Raw genomic sequence first — 18771 nt, 5'->3', positions numbered from 1 at the left:
GGCGCGCCGCACTGATTGCATGCATCACAACTTACGTTTGGAGATTTCCATGAACCGCCGCCACGTATTGAAGGCCCTCGCGGGACTCGCTCTCTGCCCGGTCTGCGCCAATCCGGGCTTCGCCGCGGAAGGTGCGCCGCATTGGAGCTACGAGGGCGAGACCGGCCCCGCCAAATGGGGTGACCTCGATGCGGCCAACAAGGTGTGCGGCGTCGGCACTCAGCAATCGCCAGTCGACATCGAGCATCCGACCCGGGCTCAATTGCCGGACTTCAGGCTGAACTGGGCCAGGACCGCCGACACCATCGTCAACAACGGCCATACCATCCAGCTCAACTTCGCCGACGGCAGCAGCACCCTGAAGCTCGACGGCACCACCTACAAGCTGCTGCAGGTGCATTTCCATCGCCCGAGCGAGCATCAGATCGGCGGCAAGAACTATCCGATGGAGGCGCATTTCGTTCACCGCGCCGCCTCGGGCGGGCTCGCCGTGGTCGGCGTGCTCATGACCACCGGCCGTCCCAACCCCGCCTTCGCGCAGATCGTCGCGACGATGCCGGACAAGGAGGGCCCCGCGGTCAAGGCCGATGCGCGCATCAATCCCAACATGATGCTGCCGGCGCGCCGCACCTATTATCGCTACGCCGGCTCGCTGACGACGCCGCCCTGCTCGGAGGTGGTCGAATGGCTGCTGCTGAGCGAGCCGGTCTCGGTCGCGGAAGCCGACGTGGCGAAATTCGCAAAGCTCTATCCGATGAACGCCCGCCCGGTGCAGAAGCTCGACCGCCGCTTCGTGCTGCAGGGGGTGTAGGACTCGCGCCTCGGGCGGCTTCGAGCTGAGGCGGTCGCCCAGCATTCCGCTGTCGTCCCGGCCTTGAGCCGGGACCCATACCGCGGAATCTTGATTGTTTTGGAAGGTGGCGGAGATCCTCCGCCAAATGACGGCCGGTGGTTATGGGTCCCGGCTCAAGGCCGGGACGACGCCATTTGTGTGATGAGCAGCGTAGCGCTCACGCGCTGCGCGCCAATGCCCCGTCGATCATCGCCACCGCATTGTTGACGCCGTAGACCGCCACGAACGAGCCGAAGCGCGGGCCTTTCTCCTGGCCGAGCAGCACCTGGTAGAGCATGTTGAACCAGTCCAGCGACACGCCGGGGCGGCCATCCTTGCCCTTCTTGGCGTGGTCGAGGAACGGCTCGCGGCGGCCGATCTCGTAGACCACGTTCTGGACGTCTAGTCATAGGCGCTGCCCTGGAAATCGGGCAGCACATCGCTACGCCCAAATACATTTACAACTTTTCCTCCACGCTCTGAGCTTGAGTTTGGGCGAAGCTCTCAGCGAACTCCTTCCATAGACCTAGCACCAGGAGTGTGTGGATAAGAAGTCTCGCTGTATGATCGTTTATCGATGTCAAACGAAGCTGACCATGGGCCAGTTGATTTCGAAGATTTAAACCGCGTGGATCAGCATAGAGCGCGAGTAGGTAAAAGGCCACATCATCGCCGAGCTTCTTCACAATCTCGTCTGAATAAAGGATGTCGCCCATATTGATGGCAACACTGGCCCCCTTAATTTTCGGATGTGCCTTGGTTACAGGCTTGCCGAGCTGGCCTGCGATGCTTCTCACGCCGCCTTCAATTTGAGGTACCAACACGTGAACCGCCTTGACATAATCACCCTCGAACCAAGCGCGAACACCCTGAAGTAACAACCCCATGTCTTCAAAGATGCCATGCCGATTGGCCCATCCTACAAAGTGCTCAGGCAGCACGTCATGGCGCTCGGCGAGCCGCTGAAATGCGGCAAGCAGCCAGATGTGAGAAAAGCTGAAGCTGAATTTGGCTTGCTGGAAAAGCCGACCGAAGAGATCATCTTTCACCGAACCAATAATCGCAGCTACGCGATCATCGGACATGATCTTTTGGGAGATATGAGCCATTAGAGGCGCCTCCTTGGCCGTCTCCTTTACGTCAGCTTCAAGAATTTTCCGCTTTGGCAAAAACTCAATCGCCAGCTTCGCAAAAGTAGAGCCAAGATCTTCGTCGATGACGCCTGTCAGGAATTTTTCCAGGTCATCGTTCTGAATGAGAATCTCAGATGTAATTGGCTTCATGTCACTCTTTGATTCGCCAATTTGTCTCTGCATCTCGACGCGTACGCGCTTGCTATCTTCCGTCAATCCAGCCCGCTCGTAAGCGTCCATAGACGTCTGCAGAAGGGCCGCAGCAAGCATCGGAGGATGTGCATCAGCGAAGCGTTCGTACGCCTTGGCAACCGCCTCATGTAAACGCCTCACATCAGCCGACCGATGCCCGCGAGAGTAGACCTTTATCAGGCGCCGGGCGGCATTTTCGGTCACATAGGGATCGAACTTTGTCGCCGATGGGTCGCTGCTTTGATTAACAAGCGCTTCGAGATCCCTAATCAACTCTTCTTGCTCGTCCTCAGTCAGATTCGCCTTCTTCTCGTCCAGCAATCGATCAACAGCGCGCCACCACAGATTGCCACCCTGCTGCATGTCCTGTCGGTGTAGCGTCATGTAAGCCACACGAGCAGCGTCTATCCGGCCCTCATCCTTGATTTGTATTGCAAGATCGAGCGCTCGATCGACAGCGTCATACTGATGATACCGCTCGCTTCGAAAGCGCTCGCTGGCGCTTTCCAAATAATTATCTATTGCTGTTCGCGCCGCAATTAAATCACGCCGACGTCTTCCGATAGCGTAAGCAAGGTCCCAGGCGAGATCAGCATAACGGGCACGGAGCACCGGATGCTTCAAAGAAGTTGCGCGCATGGCCCAATGGTCAAGCACCTCTGCCGGAGTGCCGCCAATATCGGGATGGTAGTGACTATTGCCTTCAGCGTCGACCGAAGTCGCCATCGGCCCAAAATAGGTACTCCAAGGACTAGTGTTTGACTTGCTAGGAAATAGCGCGAAGCCGAGTGCTTCCGCCCACCCACCGAGGTTTTCGGCTTCGCTTGGGCTCTTAAGCGCGATCCTAGCTTTGTTTATCTCTTCCGAAATCATCAGTTCTGAAACAGAGCCTTCGATCGCATCGGCTCGCTGAATAATCTCCTCAATCGAAGATGGAACGGTCAATTTCCTTGAGCTGCTACGCGCCAGCGCCCCGTCGATCATCGCCACCGCATTGTTGACGCCGTAGACCGCGACGAACGAGCCGAAGCGCGGGCCTTTCTCCTGGCCGAGCAGCACCTGGTAGAGCATGTTGAACCAGTCCAGCGACACGCCGGGGCGGCCATCCTTGCCCTTCTTGGCGTGGTCGAGGAACGGCTCGCGGCGGCCGATCTCGTAGACCACGTTCTGGATATCCTCAGCGGAAGCATCGGCAGGCAGGTTCGACAGCGCGTCGCGGAGGTCCTGCAGCGCCACGCGCTCGACCTCGGTCGGCTCGCGGAAGGTCTTGGTCGGCGCGACGAAGTCGCGATAATAGTTGATGGCGTAGCCGACCATGGCGTCGAGCTTGGGATGGGTCTGCGGCGTCACGCCCGGCCGGTAGCGGCCGATGAAGCCCCATAGCGTCTCGGCATTTTCGGCGTTCGACGACGACACCAGGGTCAGCAGCAGCTGGAACGTCACCGGCATGTCGGCCTTCGGCGGCCGGCCGGAGTGGATGTGCCAGACCGGGTTGCCGAGCTGCTGCTTCGGGTCCTGCTTCGGGAAGCCCTCGAGGAATTGCTGATAGTCGTCGACGTTGCGCGGGATGACGTCGAAGTACAGCCGCTTCGCCGCCTTCGGCTCGCGGTACATGAACAGCGACAAGGATTCCGGCGAGGCGTAGCGCAGCCACTCGTCGATCGTGAGCCCGTTGCCCTTCGACTTCGAGATCTTCTGGCCCTGCTCGTCCAGGAACAGCTCGTAGTTGAAGCCCTCCGGCGGGGTGCCGCCGAGCGCCGCGCAGATCTTGCCCGACAGCTTTACCGAGTCGATCAGGTCCTTGCCGGCCATTTCGTAGTCGACGCCGAGCGCATGCCAGCGCATCGCCCAGTCCGGCTTCCATTGCAGCTTGCAATGGCCGCCGGTGACCGGGACGGTCATGCGCTCCTTGGTCTCGGGATCGTCATAGGAGATCGTGCCGGCCTTGGCGTCGTGCGCGACGATCGGCACGTACAGCACGAGACCGGTGCGCGGACAGATCGGGAGGAACGGGGAGTAGCTCGCCGCGCGCTCCTCGCGCAAGCTGGGCAGCATGATCGCCATCACCTTCTCGAGCCGCTCCAGCATGCGCAGCAGCGCGGCGTCGAACTTCCCGGCGGTGTAGTACTCGGTCGAGGAGGCGAACTCGTAGTCGAAGCCGAACCGGTCGAGGAAGGCGCGCAACCGCGCATTGTTGTGCGCGGCGAACGACGGATATTCGTTCGAGAACGGATCGGGGATGCGCGACAGCGGCTTGCCGAGATGGCTCGCCAGCATCTCCTTGTTCGGCACGTTGTCCGGCACCTTGCGCAGGCCGTCCATGTCGTCGGAGAACGCCAGGAGGCGGGTCTTGATCTTGTCCTCGGTCAGCACGCGGAAGGCGTGGCGCACCATCGTGGTGCGCGCGACCTCGCCGAAGGTGCCGATATGCGGCAGCCCGGATGGGCCGTAGCCGGTCTCGAACAGCACCTCGTCCTTCGGAGTCTTCTTCAGCCGGTTGACGATCGCCTTCGCCTGCTCGAACGGCCAGGCATTGGAGTTTTCGGCAAGCGCACGCAGGTCGCTCGGGCTGGTCGGGACGAGATCGATCGTGGACATCTGACAGTACCGGTTCAAAGCAGCAGAATTAACACAAGGCGTCATCGCGAGCGAAGCGAAGCGATCCAGAGTCTCACGCGCGGCTCTGGATTGCTTCGTCGCTCCGCTCCTCGCAATGACGGTGGATGCGCAGCGATGGTGGGTCCGGCGCGATGCGCCATGTCCACCGGCAGGTGAAACTCTAGAACGGGCTGATCGAGAAATAGCGCAGCCACAGGTCGGTGTAGCGGCCTTTTTCCCAGACCCGGAACAGCGCCCAGTTCAGCGCCTGGCGCAGCAAATCGTTGCCCTTGCGCACCCCGATCCCGACGCCCTCGCCGAAATAGCGGCTTTCGACGAAAGGTCCACCGGAAAAGGCGCAGCAATCGGCGGAATCGGTGCCGTTGACCCAGAACGCCAGCGAGATGCCGTCACCGAAGATCAGATCGACCTCGGCGCGGCGCAGCGCCTGCCGCAGCGCGTCGTCGTTCGGATAGGCCTTGATCTCGGCGTCGGTGAACATCGCCTTGAGGTAGGCCTCGTGGGCGGTCCCCGCGACGGCGCCGATCTTCTTGCCCTCGAGAAATTCGGGGCGAATCTCGGTCATGACGGCGTCGCGGCGCGAAACGAAGCGCGCCGGCGCCCGGTAGTAGGGATCGGAGAAATCGAGCCGCGCCCGCATCTGCGGCGTCACCGCCATCGACGCGATGATCGCGTCGCCCCGGTTGGAGGACAGCGCGTCCAGCAGCGTCTCGAAGCGGCGCATCTGGACCGTGCAGGTGACCTTGATCTCGTCACAGATCGCCCTGGCAAGATCGACGTTGAAGCCGGCCGGGTTGCCGTCCGGCCCGGTGAAATTGAACGGCGGGTAGTCGGTTTCGGTCAGGAAGCGAATCACGGTGATGCGCGACAGATCGGGCCGCTCGGGCCGGCGCCGCGGATCCCAGAATCCGGGGACGGCTTGCGGGGCTGCCTCGACGGCCGGCCTGACCGGAGCCTGGGCCCGCGCCTCCGGGCCGGCTGCGGCGATACCGAGACAAAGCACGATCGCCGCGACGGCGGCGCGGGCCGAACGCATGGGCTGGACATGTGATGACAAGACGGTCGGCATCTGCGGTCCCGATGGTCAGCGCGCCTTATAGACCATCCCAGCGCGAATTCGAGGCTGGATTCGGTCCGCAGTCGCCCGCTTGCCCCCGAGCGTTAACGCATTCAGAGGTATTTCTTGAGGTCCGCAGCCGCTTCCTCAGGCGTCCGTTTCAGGTTGAAAGGCGCGACGAACCGGCCGTTGCGGTCCATGAGATAGACCAGGGCCGTATGGTCCATGGTGTAGTCGCCGTCCTTCAGGGGAACCTTCTTGGCGTAGACCCGGTATTCGGTGAGCACCTTGGCCAGCACCTCGGGGTCCCCGGTCAGCCCCTTCAAATGCGGATCGAAGCTGGAGAGGTAGTCCTTCATCGCGGCCGTATTGTCGCGCTCGGGATCGACCGAGATGAAGTAGGCGTTCACGGCGTCGGCATCCTTGCCCATCGCGCGCAGCACCTCGGAAATCTCGAACAGCGAGGTCGGGCAGACGTCCGGGCAATGGGTGAAGCCGAAGAAAATCAGGGTAGGACGGCCCTGCAGGCTTTGCTCGGTGACCGCGGCGCCGGTTTGGTCAGTCAACTGGAATGGCCCGCCGATCGCGGCGGGCGCCGCGATGTTGCGCCCGCCCCCCATGATGAGGAACATCAGCGACAGCCCGACCACCAAGCTGGCGGCAAAGGCTCCGATGATCACCAGCGGGCGGGTGGCATTGGCGGGCATGCCGGGTTCCTTCACTTGGTCTCAGAACTTGGTCTCAGAAGCAGCTCGTCTCAGAAGCAGGCTTGGAAGCCCGCAGCGATGGTCTCGAAGAACACCGCGGTCCCATACTGCACCCAAAGGGTGACGGCGCCGACAACCAGCGCGACCGCCGCGCCTCCAACCGCGATCGCCGGGCCGGTCGCCAAGCGGCCGCCTGCGGAAACGGACGGTATCTCTTGCGGCGCTGAAAGAGGCTGCATGATGACGGACTCACATTGGCGGGTGACGGCCTGGCGCCAATCCCACCTCCTACCCGCTCAGATAAGCCTCCGGAACGATCCAGACAAGCGATGCGGGGCGCCCTCGTCCCCGCGCCGGTCATGCCCAGGCACGGAGACGTTTCGACGACCTCAGTGCGAGGCCGAGGCCTTGGCGGCGGCCGGCGAGATCGCCGGAGCGTTGGGCGTGACCTGCGACGACGACGGGGACGACGCCTGGGCGTCCATGTAGCAGGGCTTGTACAGCGCCTGCAGCTCCCGACCCTTCAGGAAGATCATCCGCGGCGTGAGCCCGCCACGTTGGGAGATCCAGCGGCGAATCGGCGACGGGTACATCGAGTACAGCATCTGGGTCGCCTCGGGATTGGTGACGGCCCGGCCATTGGCGCCGAAATCCCAGGCGGCGTGGAAGCCGAGATTGGCGTGCGAGGTGACGCAGATCTTGTCGTGGGGGACGGCGCCCAGCACGATGGTGCAGGCCGACGCGCAGAGCCCGTCGATGATCACATACTCACCGGACGATCGCAGGCCCTGGTATTTGTCGACATAGGTGCCGATCCGGCCGCCGCGGTCGTCGGCGATTCGGACCACGGCCTGGCTCGCCCCCACCCCGGACAGCAACAGAACAACCGCGAGCAACCCCGTCCAGAATTTCATGTCGAGCCCCAGTTCAACCCGGCGAAACCGATCTGACCGACTGTATTGCGCTTCGTGTGATGCGCTTCTTGTGATGCTTGGACTGCGGCGGACCTTGGCAATCACGAGCCCTCCCCAGAACCGGAACGCGAAAGCCAAATCCAAATCGCAGGTGCAGCGTGTTGCGAGATCGTGTTTTTGTCTAGGACGGTGCGGCGACGAGAACCAAATTCAGGGCAAGTGTTGCAAGCTCGCTGCACCACCCGGTTGCTGCCGCGAAAAAATCACCTCACTTGGTTCCGAGCATGGCGGTGACGCCACGAGCGCGGCGACAGCTCGGCATGATTCGCCTGAGCCCGTGACCGCTGCACCACGCGACGCAAAAAACCCCGTGAAATCCCGGGACTCGGTCTCGAGGTTCCGATGGAGGCCGCCGCATTCCGTCACGCTCGCGTTCGTGAATGACGACCTGGCGAGCGGAGGGATTCGCTGAGCGTGACACCGGCGTCGACCGGTTTGGACACCGTCCCCTGATCGCGGCGTCGTCCGGCGGAGGATCAGCTCCGGCTGGCGTGCCAAGCGGGAGCAAAGCCACATCGAGGAGAGTGTATCGTTTCGGGAATACGCCCCCGCGTCCATGCCGCCATCGCGGCTGCGCATTGATGTTGAACCAGGAAATTGTCGGGACTCAAGACATCGGGATTCCCGGTTCAAAGCCTGCGGCCTGGCCCCGGATGATGGTGATCGTGACGCGTTAGGACGAGAGCATGGTCCGCAAAAGTGAAAACCGGTTTCCCCCGCGACCAACGCCGAAGCGCAGAGATCCTCCTCGAACAGAAAATGAGATCATGATTCGATTCCGTGGAATCGCATCATGATCTAATCGTCCGGCAGACGAACCCGCGCGCCGAACGTGACGAGAGGCGCATCGGCGGCAACGAGCTCGATCTGCCGCTCGGGCACTTCCTGATAGCTGCCGTCTTCAGTTTTTCTTAACTCATATTGCCAGACCGTTAACGTCTCGCCGCGCATCAGCGCATCGCGGATTCGCGCAGCACCGCGTCCCGGCAGCTTGATCAGATCGTCGCGCATGACGCCGATCATCGTCGGGCTCTGGCCCCGATGCAGCTCGAAGAAGACCATCCGATTGGGCTTGTCCTGCGGCTTGAGCACGGTATCCGCCGTGAACAGCACGAGACAGATGGCAACTGCGATCAACTTCCAAGTGTCGGACAACATGCGACGCATTCCCCCGCACCGTCTCCGCGCGCTGGATAATGGTCGCGCAGGAGGCCGGCAACTTACAGTTTGGTCATGCCAAATGAGATGACGTTCGAGGTAATCGATTCGCTGCGCGCCGGGCGCGATCATCGGCTTCTCATCGTTCACAACATGGAGAGCATCGATGACCGACGTGACCCCGATTGCCGAGAGCTACATCGCGCTGTGGAATGAACGGAACGCCACGCAGCGGCGCGCCCTGCTCGCGCGTCGATGGACGACCGACGCCACTTACGTCGATCCGCTGATGCGCGGCGAAGGGCACGACGCCATCGAAGCCCTGGTCGCCGGCGTGCAGCAACGCTTTCCCGACTTTCAATTCCGCCTGCTCGGCGCCGCCAACGGCCATGGCGACTATGTCCGGTTTTCCTGGCAGCTCGGTCCGGAGAATGCGGACGGGCCGATCCAGGGCACGGATTTCGTGGAGCTCGCGGACGGCCGGATCCGGCACGTCACCGGCTTTCTCGACCGGGTCCCGGACGGCGCCTGACGGCCGGCACGCGCAGCGCTCCGGTCAGGAAGCTGTGCTGCCCGGCATGCTCCAGCCGCCCGCGATTGCCGGGCTCCCATGCCCAGGCGCATGGGCAGCCCTCCGGTGATTGCGCTACGTCAACGTCGGCTCCGAGCCGCCGCTGCAAGACGCTCTCATCGCGACGGAATTCAGGATCGCCGGAGACGGGCGTGCAGCAATCAACTCCCCTTGAAGATCACGCGGCGGCGACCGGGCGGCTCGCCGCCATCACGACCCTGCCAGAGCTATGGCGCTGGCGAATCCGGCAGAGCCCGGACAAGGAGGCCTATCGCCACTTCGATGCAGGCGAGACCAAATGGGCGAGCTTCTCCTGGCGCGAGATCGACGGCGTCGTCGATCGCTGGCGGCGCGCGCTCGCGGCCGAGGGATTTGGCCAGGGCGAACGGGTCGCCATCCTGATGCCGAACGGCATCGCGCATCTCGCCATGGACCAGGCGGCGCTGTCGCGCGGCCTGGTCCCGGTGCCGATGCATGCGGTCGATAATGCCGACAGCATCGCCTACATCCTCGCCGATTCCGGCGCGCGGCTGCTGCTCGTCGACTCCGACGAACGATGGGAGGAGATCGCCGCCGTCGGCCAGGCCCTCCCCGACCTCAAGCGGATCATCTGTGCCGACATGCGAACGGCTCGCGCGCCCGCCGGTGATGCGCGGCTGGTCGAGATGGACGCGTGGTTGAACGCTCCCGGCAACGCCGCGTCTCCCAGCAACGAGATCAGCATCGCGCCTGAAGACCTCGCGGCCATCGTCTACACCTCGGGCACCACCGGACGTCCGAAAGGCGTGATGCTGTCCCACGACAATGTCGTATCCAACCTCAAGGCGATCCATCAGCGGCTCGTGGCTGATGGCGACGACGTGTTCCTGTCGTTCCTGCCGCTGTCGCACACGTTCGAGCGGACGGCCGGCTACTACTACCCGGTCGCGATCGGCGCCAGCGTCGCCTATGCGCGCTCGGTGAAACAGCTGTCGGACGATCTCATGGAGGTGCGCCCGACCATTCTCATTTCCGTGCCGCGCATCTATGAGCGAATCTATTCGGTGGTGATGCATCACCGCGCGGTCGCCAACGCGATCGAACGCGCGCTGCTCGATCTGACGATCGCCATCGGCGGCCGTCGCTTCGATGCGCAGCATGGACGTGGCACCCGGCTCTCGCTCCTCGACCGCGCCGCATGGCCGCTGCTGAAGCGCCTCGTCGCCGACAAGGTGCTGAACCGGTTCGGCGGACGGCTGCAGGTCGCCGTCAGCGGCGGCGCGCCGATCGCCGAACCGGTGGTGCGGCTGTTCCTGGCGCTGGGCCTCGAAGTGCTGCAGGGCTACGGGATGACCGAGACCTCGCCGGTGGTCAGCGTCAACACGCCCGACGACAACGACCCGCGCACGGTCGGCCGCGCCTTGCCCGGCATCGAGGTCCGCATCGGCGCCAATGACGAACTGATGGTGCGCGGCGCGAACGTGATGCTCGCCTATTGGCACAGGCCGGAGGAGACCGCGCGCGTCAAGGAAGCCGACGGCTGGCTGCACACCGGCGACCAGGCCCGCATCGACCAGGGGCGCATCACCATCACCGGACGGATCAAGGACATTCTCGTCACCTCGACCGGCGAGAAGATCGCGCCCGCCGATCTGGAAACCGCGATCCTGACCGATCCGCTGTTCGAGCAGGCGATCGTGATCGGCGAGAACCGGCCATTCCTGGCCGCGATCGTCGTGCTCAATGCCAAGGGCTGGGCCGAGCAGCAGGCAAGGCTCGCGACGCACGACCAGCGCGGCCCCGAGGCCGAGGCGGCATCCCTGTTGCGGCACATCGCCCGCGCCGTGAAGGCCTATCCCTCCTACGCGACACCGAAGGCCGTGTATTGGACACTGGAGCCATGGACCGTGCAGGAAGGCCTGATCACGCCGACCCTGAAAAACAAGCGTCCCGCGATCGAGCGAACTTTTGCAAAGCAGATCGAGGCGATCTATGCGAAGCGGGTGGGAGTAGTCGCGTCATCAGCGACCATGACCAGAAGCTGACGAAGCAGCGGTGGCCTGCGGACCATTGGAGCGGGCGAAGGGAATCGAACCCTCGTATGCAGCTTGGGAAGCTGCCGTTCTACCATTGAACTACGCCCGCGCTGGCCAATGCTTAGCCGAGACGATGCGTTTCGCCAAGCGGCTTGTTGCCACGGGACACTCGCTGGCGCCCCGGCGCCGCGATCCCCGGTCGCCCGATCGTGATCGGCGCAGGCGACCGGCGTCGGAACGGATTGGCAGGATCGCGCTTCTGCAAGTTGAAGCCGGCGCCTGTGCTTGCTCCAGCGCGACCGGCCCAGCTCCAGGAGCCGAAATCATGCAGAGCCACAGCCCCGCATCTCTCTCGTCCACCGCGTCCAGGGCCCGCCTGGTCATGGCGCGCCCTTCGGCCCTCGATCTCTACACGCTCGCATGCGGCGCATTCCTCGTCTGCGCGCCCTCGCTGTTCGGCTTCGCCCGCACCGCCGGCAGGATCGATTCGGAGATCGTCGGTGTGGCCGTGATGGCGTTGTCGATGGCCGGCCTCGCGGCGTTCGCGGACTGGGAAGAATGGCTGAAGGTTGCGCTCGGCCTGTGGCTGATCGCAGCGCCGTGGCTGCTCGGCTTCGTTCACACCTCCGCGATGCATGTCAGCATCGCGATCGGCATCGTCGTCACGTTCCTGAGCTTGCTCGAATTGTGGCTTGCGCATGATCCGGATTTCGCCGGCGAGAACGGCGCGAAGTCTGGCCTTTCTTGAAATGAAGCTCGCGCGGCGCATTCTCGTGCCGCTTGCACGCGATTGCTGCGTCGCGTCTCACCATCGCGATACCGATCGAGGAGATCATATCAGCGCACTTGACAACCATGACCCAAATCAGGGCAAACCCGCCCCGGTCGCGCCGCGCTGTTAACACTTTGTAAACAAAGTTGATGCGGGCGATTGTGACAGTGATATGATCTGGCGTGGGGTTGGGGTGGCGTCATGGGGTATACGATCTTTGATACGGCCCTCGGCCGTTGTGGCATTGCGTGGAGCGATGCCGGGATCACCGGCGTGCAGCTGCCGGAAGTGCGGGAAATCGAGACCCGGCGGCGGTTGTATCGGCAATTTCCTGAAGCACGGGAGCAACGCCCGTGTTCGAATACTGAACTGGCGATCGAAGGCATCACCGCCATGCTGCGCGGTCAGGATGTCGACTTCTCCGACGTCGTGCTCGACCTCGGCGGCGTCCCGCCCTTCAACCAGCGACTCTACGACTGCGTCCGCGCCATTCCGCGCGGGGAGACGCGCAGCGCCGACGACATCGCGGACGAGTTGCACGTCCCCAAGGCGCTGAACTCGATCGCGCAGGCCCTGACCAGGAATGCGCTCGTCCTGATCGTCCCCTGCCATCGCGTCCGCGACATCGGCAACGGGCTCGACAAGCCGTCGCCGAACAGCGGCATCATCTCCAAGCGTCGGCTGCTGTCGCTCGAAGGTGCACGGCCGCATGCGGGCCTGACCTTGTTCGACGCGTTTCTCGCCGTCGATCGGCCGCGCGCGTCGTAAGTCGCGCGATTATCTCACACGTAGCCCCTCCTCTTTCATCGGCAATGGCTTAGATTTACTGGATGAGTGCAACCATCCTGTTCGAGAGCCGTGCCGTCACCGTATCCGAGTTCCGCTGCACGGCGGCTCCGGGTGAGCGGCCCTATGCCGAGCAATTTTCCGGCTACTCGCTGTCCTATGTGCGCAAAGGCAGCTTCGGTTGCCATCACCGCGGCCGATTCTTCGAGCTGGTCACCGGCGCGCTGCTGGTCGGACATCCCGGCGACGAGTTCATGTGCACGCATGACCACGTCTGCGGCGACGAATGCCTGTCGTTCTTCTTCGATGACGACGTCATCGATGAGATCGCCGGCAGCAGCCAGGCTCGCAGCAAGCAGGCCTGGCGGACGGGCGCGATGCCGCCGCTGCCGGAGCTGATGGTGCTCGGCGAGCTCGCACAGGGCGTTGCCGCACGCGACCATCATCTGGGTCTCGACGAGATCGGTCATCTCCTGGCCGGCCGCTTCGTCGCGACCGCGAGTGGCCAGCCGGAACGGCCAGCGAAGCCGAGCCTGCGGGATCGCCGGCGCGCGGTCGAAAGCGCGTTGTGGATCGACGACAATGCGCATGACGACATCGATCTTGCGGCTGCGGCGCAGACGGCCGGCGCCAGCCCGTTCCACTTCCTGCGGCTGTTCGCGGCCACGATCGGCGTGACGCCGCATCAATATCTGATCCGCGCGCGGTTGCGGCGCGCCGCCCGGCGACTGAGCGAGGAGGATACGCCGGTCACCGACATCGCCTATGACACCGGCTTTGCCGACCTGTCGAATTTCACCCGCACCTTCACGCGCGCCGCCGGCGTGTCGCCGCTGAAGTTTCGCAAGGCCTCGCGCGGCGAGCGCAAGATTCTCCAAGAACGACTGAGCCGGCATTGATTGGATGATCCCAGCGCGTGCGGCAGCCGCACGCGAAGCATGGGAGATCATCGATGTACGATCATATCGGCCTCAAGGTCGGCAATCTCGACGCCAGCGTCCGCTTCTATGCGGCGGCGCTGGCGCCGCTCGGCCATGTCCTCTGCTCCAAGGACGAGACCTCGGCGGGGATCGGCCCCAAGGGTGAGCCGGCGCTGTGGCTCTATCTGAACAAGGGAGCGAAGAGCGCCGCTGCGCATGTCGCGTTCCGCGCCGCCGACCATGCCGCCGTTACCAGATTCCATAGCGAGGGACTGAGGGCCGGCGGCAGCGACAATGGCGGCGCCGGTCCGCGCGCAGACTACAGCCCGACCTACTACGCCGCCTTCCTGATCGATCCGGACGGCAACAACGTCGAAGCCGTGTGTCCGTGAGATCAGCGCCATGGCATCAATTCAGAAGGACATTCCGATCGCGGCCCCGGCGGCTGCCGTGTGGGACGCAGTGCGCGATTTCGGCGCGGTTCATACCAGGGTGGCGCGCGGCTTCGTGACCGACACCAAGCTCGATGGCGACATCCGCATCGTCAGCTTCGCCAACGGCAGCGTGGTGCGCGAGCAATTGGTCGACTGCAACGATGAACGCCGGCGCCTCGTCTATGCCATCAAGAACGAGCGTATCACCCAGCACAGCGCCTCGTTCCAGATCGTCTCCGAGGGCGAGGAACGCTGCCGGGTGATCTGGACGACCGACGTGCTGCCGCACGAGATCGCGCCCTATATCGAGCAGCAGATGGAGCTCGGCGCGCGCGCGATGCAGGACACGCTGGGCAGGCCGCACGCGTAGCGGCTCAGCCAACCCGCGGCGGTGGCTGCGAACCAGAGCTGCGGCCGGCCGCCAGCACGGCCGGGCGCAGCTGCAACGCGGCCGGCTTCGTACCCCAGCGGGTGAGCATGACGCTCGCCAGCGTCAGCACGCCGAGCAGGACCATGGACGACGACGCCAGCATGAAGAAGTCGCTCTCGGTCGCGGCCTGGCGCAACAAATAGCTTCCGCCCGCGGCGATGAAGATCAGCCGCACCGTCTGCGCGAGGACAGGTCCGATCACCCTCGCTGCTCCCTGCGAAGAGAAATACATCGAGATCGCCAGGCCGATGAACGCATACATCGGCGCGGCGATCTGCAGATAGTGCCGGCCCGCGCTACGTGCGCTCTCGTCCTGCGTGAAGATGTCGACCCACAGCTGCGGGAAGATCGCGATCCCCGTCGAGAGCGCACCCACCGAGACGAATGAGACCATGCCGGCGACCCAGGCGATGCGGCGGGCGCGCGCAATCCTTTCGGCGCCGATCGCCATGCCGACCATCGGCACCGAAGCCATGCCGATCGAGAATGCGACCGTGGTCATCATGAACTCCAGCCGCGCGCCGATGCCGTAGCCGGCGAGCACGGCCGTACCGAAGCCCGCAAGCATGTGGGTGAAGATGGCAATCGACAGCACCGATTGCAGCGGCGAGAAGCAGGCGATGGCGCCGACCTTGAGAATATCGGCGAACATCGCACGGCTGATCTGCAAGCCCCGCAGCTTCGGCCGCACGCGGGCGCGGCCGGAGAACAGGTACCAGCCCATCACCGAGATACTGACGCAGAACGCCAGCAATGCGCCGGCGGCGACGCCGCGCATGCCGAACCCGAGGACCAGGCTGAGCGTACCGCCGAGCACGATCTGCAGCAGCGCCGAGCTGAGGATCATCAACGACGGCAGCTTCATGTTGCCGGTGCCGCGCAGGATGCCGGCCATCGAGTTCATCAGCCAGGGCAGGATGGCGCCGCCGAAGAAGATCTGCACATAGTCGACCGCGTGGCTCAATACTGCGCCGCGGCCGCCGAGCGTTTCGAGCAGATGCGGGCCGAACACGAGCATACCGATCATGAACGTCGCGCCGAACAGCAGCGCGATCAGCAAAGCGTGCGACGCAAGCGTCGAGGCGCGCTCGGTGTCACCGGCGCCCAGCGCCCGCGCAATGGCGGAAGCCACACCGCCGCCCATGGCGCCGCCGGACATCGTCATCGTCAGGACCACCAGCGGGAACACCAGCGCCATCGCCGCCAGCGCCTCGATGCCGAGGCGGCCGATATAGGAGGTCTCGGCGATCACGACGCAGATACCGGCCGAGTTCGCGATGATGTTGGGCCAGGCCAAGGAGAGCAGAGTGCGCAGGATCGGTCCGTCGACCAGCGCATTGCGCACCGGCCTCGCGACATCCGGCAGCGATCGCCCGTCATCGACCGGACCATCGGCCAAGCCGATCTCGGACATGCTCGCTTCCCCCGCCGGCCGCGCTCATCGTCGCGGCCTCGTTCATCGTTCGACCGTTCTTCCTAGCACATCACCACGCGGCGCCCCGTGCGGCGGGCGCATTGCGGGTGCGCTTCCAACGCGCAGCGGACTAGAGGCGAAAGTGCTTGGAGAGCTTCAGGCCCTGGGCCTGGTAGTTGGATCCGATGCGGCTGCCATACATCGCGTTCGGCCGGGCCAGCATCTTCTCATAGACGAGACGGCCGACGATCTGGCCATGCTCGAGGATGAACGGCACCTCGCGCGAGCGCACCTCGAGCACGGCGCGCGAGCCCTGCCCGCCGGCGCCGGCATAGCCGAAGCCGGGATCGAAGAAGCCGGCATAGTGTACGCGGAATTCGCCGACCAGGGGATCGAACGGCACCATCTCCGCGGCGTAGTCCGGCGGCACCTGCACGGCCTCCTTGGAGGCCAGGATGTAGAACTCGCCGGGGTCGAGAATGAGGCTGCCGTCGGGGCGCGCCTTGATGGGCTCCCAGAACTCCTCGACCGGATAGCCGGCGCGGCGATCGACATCGACCACGCCGGTGTGGCGCTTGGCGCGATAGCCGACATAGCCGTTGGCATTGGCGCCGGACAGATCCACCGACAGCGCGACACCGCCGGCGAGATCGGCGTCGTCGCGATCCACGAGCCGCTCGGCCGCGTGGAGCGCGATCAGCTCGTCCTCGGACAGGACAGCATCACGATAGCGGAAGCGGACCTGGGACAGGCGTGAGCCTTCGCGCAACAGGACCGGAAAGGTCTTCGGGCTGATCTCGGCATAGAGCGGGCCATGATAGCCGGCGCCGATCATGTCGAAGCGCCGCGTTCCGTCAGCGATCACGCGCGTAAACACGTCGAGCCGACCGGTCGAGCTCTTCGGATTGGCGGCCGCAATGATATCCTTCGGCAGCGCCAGACTCTCCAGCAGCGGCACGATGTAGACGCAGTTGGTCTCCAGCACCGCGCCGTCGGCGAGCGCGATCTCGTGCAGCTTCAATTCGTCGATACGCTCGGCGACCGTCGATCCCGGCCCCGGCAGAAAGCTCGCGCGCACGCGGTAGGCGACGTCGCCGAGCCGCAGGTCGAGACTCGCCGGCTGGATCTGGCTCTCGACGAAATCATATGCAGGAATGATCAGGCCGGCCTCCGCCATCGCCACGATCATGCGGTCGGGCAGGATGCCATGGGCGTCGGCGGGAAGCGAAAACGGCAAGACCTGATCCTTTGCAGGCGCCGGAATGCCGGCTATGCGAGCCTATATAGGGTCTTTTGACCGGTTATCCGATGGCTGGCTTGACGGAAAGGCCGGTTGCGACTATGAGCACCACTTATCCCGTGGTGATTTGAGCCGGCCGGCTTGCAGCCACGTTAAATAAGTCGCTAAACAGGCCGGGGACGAATGTGATCCCGGCTGTGAGGAGTAATCCCAGGCCGGTTTTTTTGTGCCCATCGCCAGAGGCGGTGGTCACGATGGAGGTCACATGTCGAAGTCCCCCGCGAAGGCCCCGGCGTCGTTCGCCCACTACCGTCCTGAAACCCGGCTGGTGCATTCCGGCACCTTGCGTTCCGAATTCGGCGAGACCGCCGAGGCGCTCTACCTGACGCAAGGGTTCGTCTACGCCACCGCCGAGGAATGCGAGGCCCGGTTCAAGGGCGAGGATCCCGGCTTCATCTATTCGCGCTTCTCCAACCCGACCACGGCGATGTTCGAGCGCCGCATGATCGAACTCGAAGGCGCCGAGGCCTGCCGCTCGGCGGCGACCGGCATGGCGGCCGTCACCACCGCGATCCTGGCTCCCTTGCGGGCCGGCGATCACGTCGTTGCGGCCAAGGCGCTGTTCGGCTCCTGCCGCTACGTGGTCGAGGACCTGTTGCCGCGCTACGGCATCGAGTCGACGCTGATCGACGGGCTGGATCTCGACCAGTGGCAGAAGGCCGTCAGGCCGAACACCAAGTCGTTCTTCCTCGAGAGCCCGACCAACCCGACGCTCGACGTGCTGGACATTCCCGCGATCGCCGAGATTGCCCACGCCCATGGCGCGCGGCTGATCGTCGACAACGTGTTCGCGACGCCGATCTGGCAGAGTCCGCTCGCGCTCGGCGCTGACGTCGTGGTGTATTCCGCGACCAAGCACATCGACGGCCAGGGCCGTTGCCTTGGCGGCGTGATCCTGTCGTCGGAGGCGTTCATCGCCGAGCACATCCACAACTTCATGCGCCAGACGGGCCCGTCGATCTCGCCGTTCAACGCCTGGGTCCTGCTCAAGGGCCTGGAGACGCTGGCGGTGCGGGTGCGCGCGCAGACCGAGACGGCGGGCAAGGTCGCGGACTTCCTCGCCGCGCATCCGAAGGTCTCGCGGCTGATCTATCCCGGCCGCGAGGACCATCCGCAGGCGGCGACCGTGCGCAAGCAGATGCGTGCCGGCTCGACGCTGGTCGGCTTCGAGGTCAAGGGCGGCAAGGCCGGCGCGTTCCGCACGCTCAACGGTTTGAGGCTCGCGCGCATCTCCAACAATCTCGGCGACGCCAAGACGCTGGTCACGCATCCCGCGACGACGACGCATCAGCGGCTGTCGCCGGAGGCCCGCGCCGAACTCGGCATCAGCGAAGGCTTCATCCGCTTCTCGGCGGGCCTGGAGCATCCAGATGATCTGATCGCGGATCTCGACGCCGCCCTGGCGGCGGCGTAGCGGATGGCGAATAGCGAGTAGCGAGTAGCGAGTAGGAGATCCC

General features: G+C 64.2%; 17 protein-coding genes, 1 tRNA gene, 2 pseudogenes and 1 riboswitch. Of the genes and pseudogenes, 9 read left to right on the top strand and 11 right to left on the bottom strand.

All coding sequences use genetic code 11. The annotated features are described in order from the left end of the window. Positions 1-49: 49 nt before the first annotated feature. Positions 50-811: a carbonic anhydrase gene (locus S58_RS03495; protein ID WP_015663857.1), complete on the top strand. Its 762-nt coding sequence runs from the start codon at positions 50-52 to the stop codon at positions 809-811. A 199-nt stretch (positions 812-1010) separates the two neighbouring features. Here S58_RS03495 and lysK read toward each other — a convergent pair. The 8 genes and pseudogenes from lysK to S58_RS03460 form a co-directional block, all read right to left on the bottom strand. Then, positions 1011-1235, bottom strand: a pseudogene (gene lysK / locus S58_RS03490) (lysine--tRNA ligase); the annotation flags it as partial. Positions 1236-1290: 55 nt separating this feature from the next. Then, positions 1291-3030 carry a DUF4209 domain-containing protein gene (locus S58_RS39510; protein ID WP_456061861.1) on the bottom strand — a complete coding sequence of 580 codons (1740 nt, stop codon included), beginning with the start codon at positions 3028-3030 and terminating at the stop codon, positions 1291-1293. An 81-nt stretch (positions 3031-3111) separates the two neighbouring features. Next, positions 3112-4755, bottom strand: a pseudogene (locus S58_RS38865) (lysine--tRNA ligase); the annotation flags it as partial. A 181-nt stretch (positions 4756-4936) separates the two neighbouring features. Beyond that, positions 4937-5812, bottom strand: a complete 876-nt coding sequence (locus S58_RS03480) for a transporter substrate-binding domain-containing protein (protein ID WP_015663854.1) — start codon at positions 5810-5812, stop codon at positions 4937-4939. A gap of 134 nt (positions 5813-5946) precedes the next feature. Next, on the bottom strand, positions 5947-6540 hold the full coding sequence (locus tag S58_RS03475; protein WP_015663853.1) for an SCO family protein: 594 nt from the start codon (positions 6538-6540) through the stop codon (positions 5947-5949). A gap of 50 nt (positions 6541-6590) precedes the next feature. Continuing rightward, entirely contained in the window at positions 6591-6725 is a 135-nt protein-coding gene (locus S58_RS39275) for a hypothetical protein (protein WP_277996604.1), read from the bottom strand. Between the two features lie 204 nt (positions 6726-6929). Further along, entirely contained in the window at positions 6930-7454 is a 525-nt protein-coding gene (locus S58_RS03465) for a hypothetical protein (protein ID WP_015663851.1), read from the bottom strand. Between the two features lie 858 nt (positions 7455-8312). Then, on the bottom strand, positions 8313-8672 hold the full coding sequence (locus tag S58_RS03460) for a hypothetical protein (protein WP_015663850.1): 360 nt from the start codon (positions 8670-8672) through the stop codon (positions 8313-8315). A 166-nt stretch (positions 8673-8838) separates the two neighbouring features. Between S58_RS03460 and S58_RS03455 the strand changes: the two genes are divergently transcribed. Both S58_RS03455 and S58_RS03450 read left to right on the top strand, forming a co-directional pair. Beyond that, the gene (locus S58_RS03455) at positions 8839-9204 is read left to right on the top strand and encodes a nuclear transport factor 2 family protein (protein ID WP_015663849.1); all 366 of its coding nucleotides are present in this window, start codon (positions 8839-8841) and stop codon (positions 9202-9204) included. Between the two features lie 191 nt (positions 9205-9395). After that, on the top strand, positions 9396-11267 hold the full coding sequence (locus S58_RS03450) for an AMP-dependent synthetase/ligase (RefSeq protein WP_015663848.1): 1872 nt from the start codon (positions 9396-9398) through the stop codon (positions 11265-11267). A 26-nt stretch (positions 11268-11293) separates the two neighbouring features. Here S58_RS03450 and S58_RS03445 read toward each other — a convergent pair. Beyond that, a tRNA-Gly gene (locus S58_RS03445) sits at positions 11294-11367 on the bottom strand. Positions 11368-11583: 216 nt separating this feature from the next. On the opposite strand from S58_RS03445, the gene S58_RS03435 reads away from it, so the two are divergent. The 5 genes from S58_RS03435 to S58_RS03415 all read left to right on the top strand — a co-directional run bounded on the left by S58_RS03435 (position 11584) and on the right by S58_RS03415 (position 14540). Continuing rightward, entirely contained in the window at positions 11584-12006 is a 423-nt protein-coding gene (locus S58_RS03435) for an SPW repeat protein (RefSeq protein WP_015663847.1), read from the top strand. 225 nt (positions 12007-12231) lie between these two features. Then, a complete protein-coding gene (locus tag S58_RS03430; protein WP_015663846.1) occupies positions 12232-12798 on the top strand; it encodes a methylated-DNA--[protein]-cysteine S-methyltransferase in 567 nt (188 codons plus the stop codon). 62 nt (positions 12799-12860) lie between these two features. Then, positions 12861-13715, top strand: coding sequence for a helix-turn-helix transcriptional regulator (locus tag S58_RS03425; RefSeq protein ID WP_015663845.1), 855 nt, complete (start codon positions 12861-12863; stop codon positions 13713-13715). A gap of 53 nt (positions 13716-13768) precedes the next feature. After that, positions 13769-14128 carry a VOC family protein gene (locus S58_RS03420; RefSeq protein WP_015663844.1) on the top strand — a complete coding sequence of 120 codons (360 nt, stop codon included), beginning with the start codon at positions 13769-13771 and terminating at the stop codon, positions 14126-14128. Positions 14129-14138: 10 nt separating this feature from the next. Further along, a complete protein-coding gene (locus tag S58_RS03415) occupies positions 14139-14540 on the top strand; it encodes an SRPBCC family protein (protein WP_015663843.1) in 402 nt (133 codons plus the stop codon). A 4-nt stretch (positions 14541-14544) separates the two neighbouring features. Here the strand turns inward: S58_RS03415 and S58_RS03410 are convergent, their stop codons facing one another. Both S58_RS03410 and S58_RS03405 read right to left on the bottom strand, forming a co-directional pair. Further along, positions 14545-16014: an MATE family efflux transporter gene (locus S58_RS03410; RefSeq protein ID WP_015663842.1), complete on the bottom strand. Its 1470-nt coding sequence runs from the start codon at positions 16012-16014 to the stop codon at positions 14545-14547. A gap of 130 nt (positions 16015-16144) precedes the next feature. Further along, entirely contained in the window at positions 16145-17251 is a 1107-nt protein-coding gene (locus tag S58_RS03405; protein WP_015663841.1) for a 2'-deoxycytidine 5'-triphosphate deaminase, read from the bottom strand. 112 nt (positions 17252-17363) lie between these two features. After that, a riboswitch (SAM riboswitch) is annotated at positions 17364-17443 on the top strand. Between the two features lie 76 nt (positions 17444-17519). On the opposite strand from S58_RS03405, the gene S58_RS03400 reads away from it, so the two are divergent. After that, complete coding sequence (locus S58_RS03400) at positions 17520-18728, top strand: O-succinylhomoserine sulfhydrylase (RefSeq protein ID WP_015663840.1); 1209 nt, start codon at positions 17520-17522, stop codon at positions 18726-18728. Positions 18729-18771: the final 43 nt, after the last annotated feature.

Origin of the sequence: Bradyrhizobium oligotrophicum S58, from assembly GCF_000344805.1 — a bacterium.
Lineage (GTDB): Bacteria > Pseudomonadota > Alphaproteobacteria > Rhizobiales > Xanthobacteraceae > Bradyrhizobium > Bradyrhizobium oligotrophicum.
Note: the sequence above shows the minus strand (reverse complement) of the source record. Positions and strands in the feature narration are given on the sequence as shown.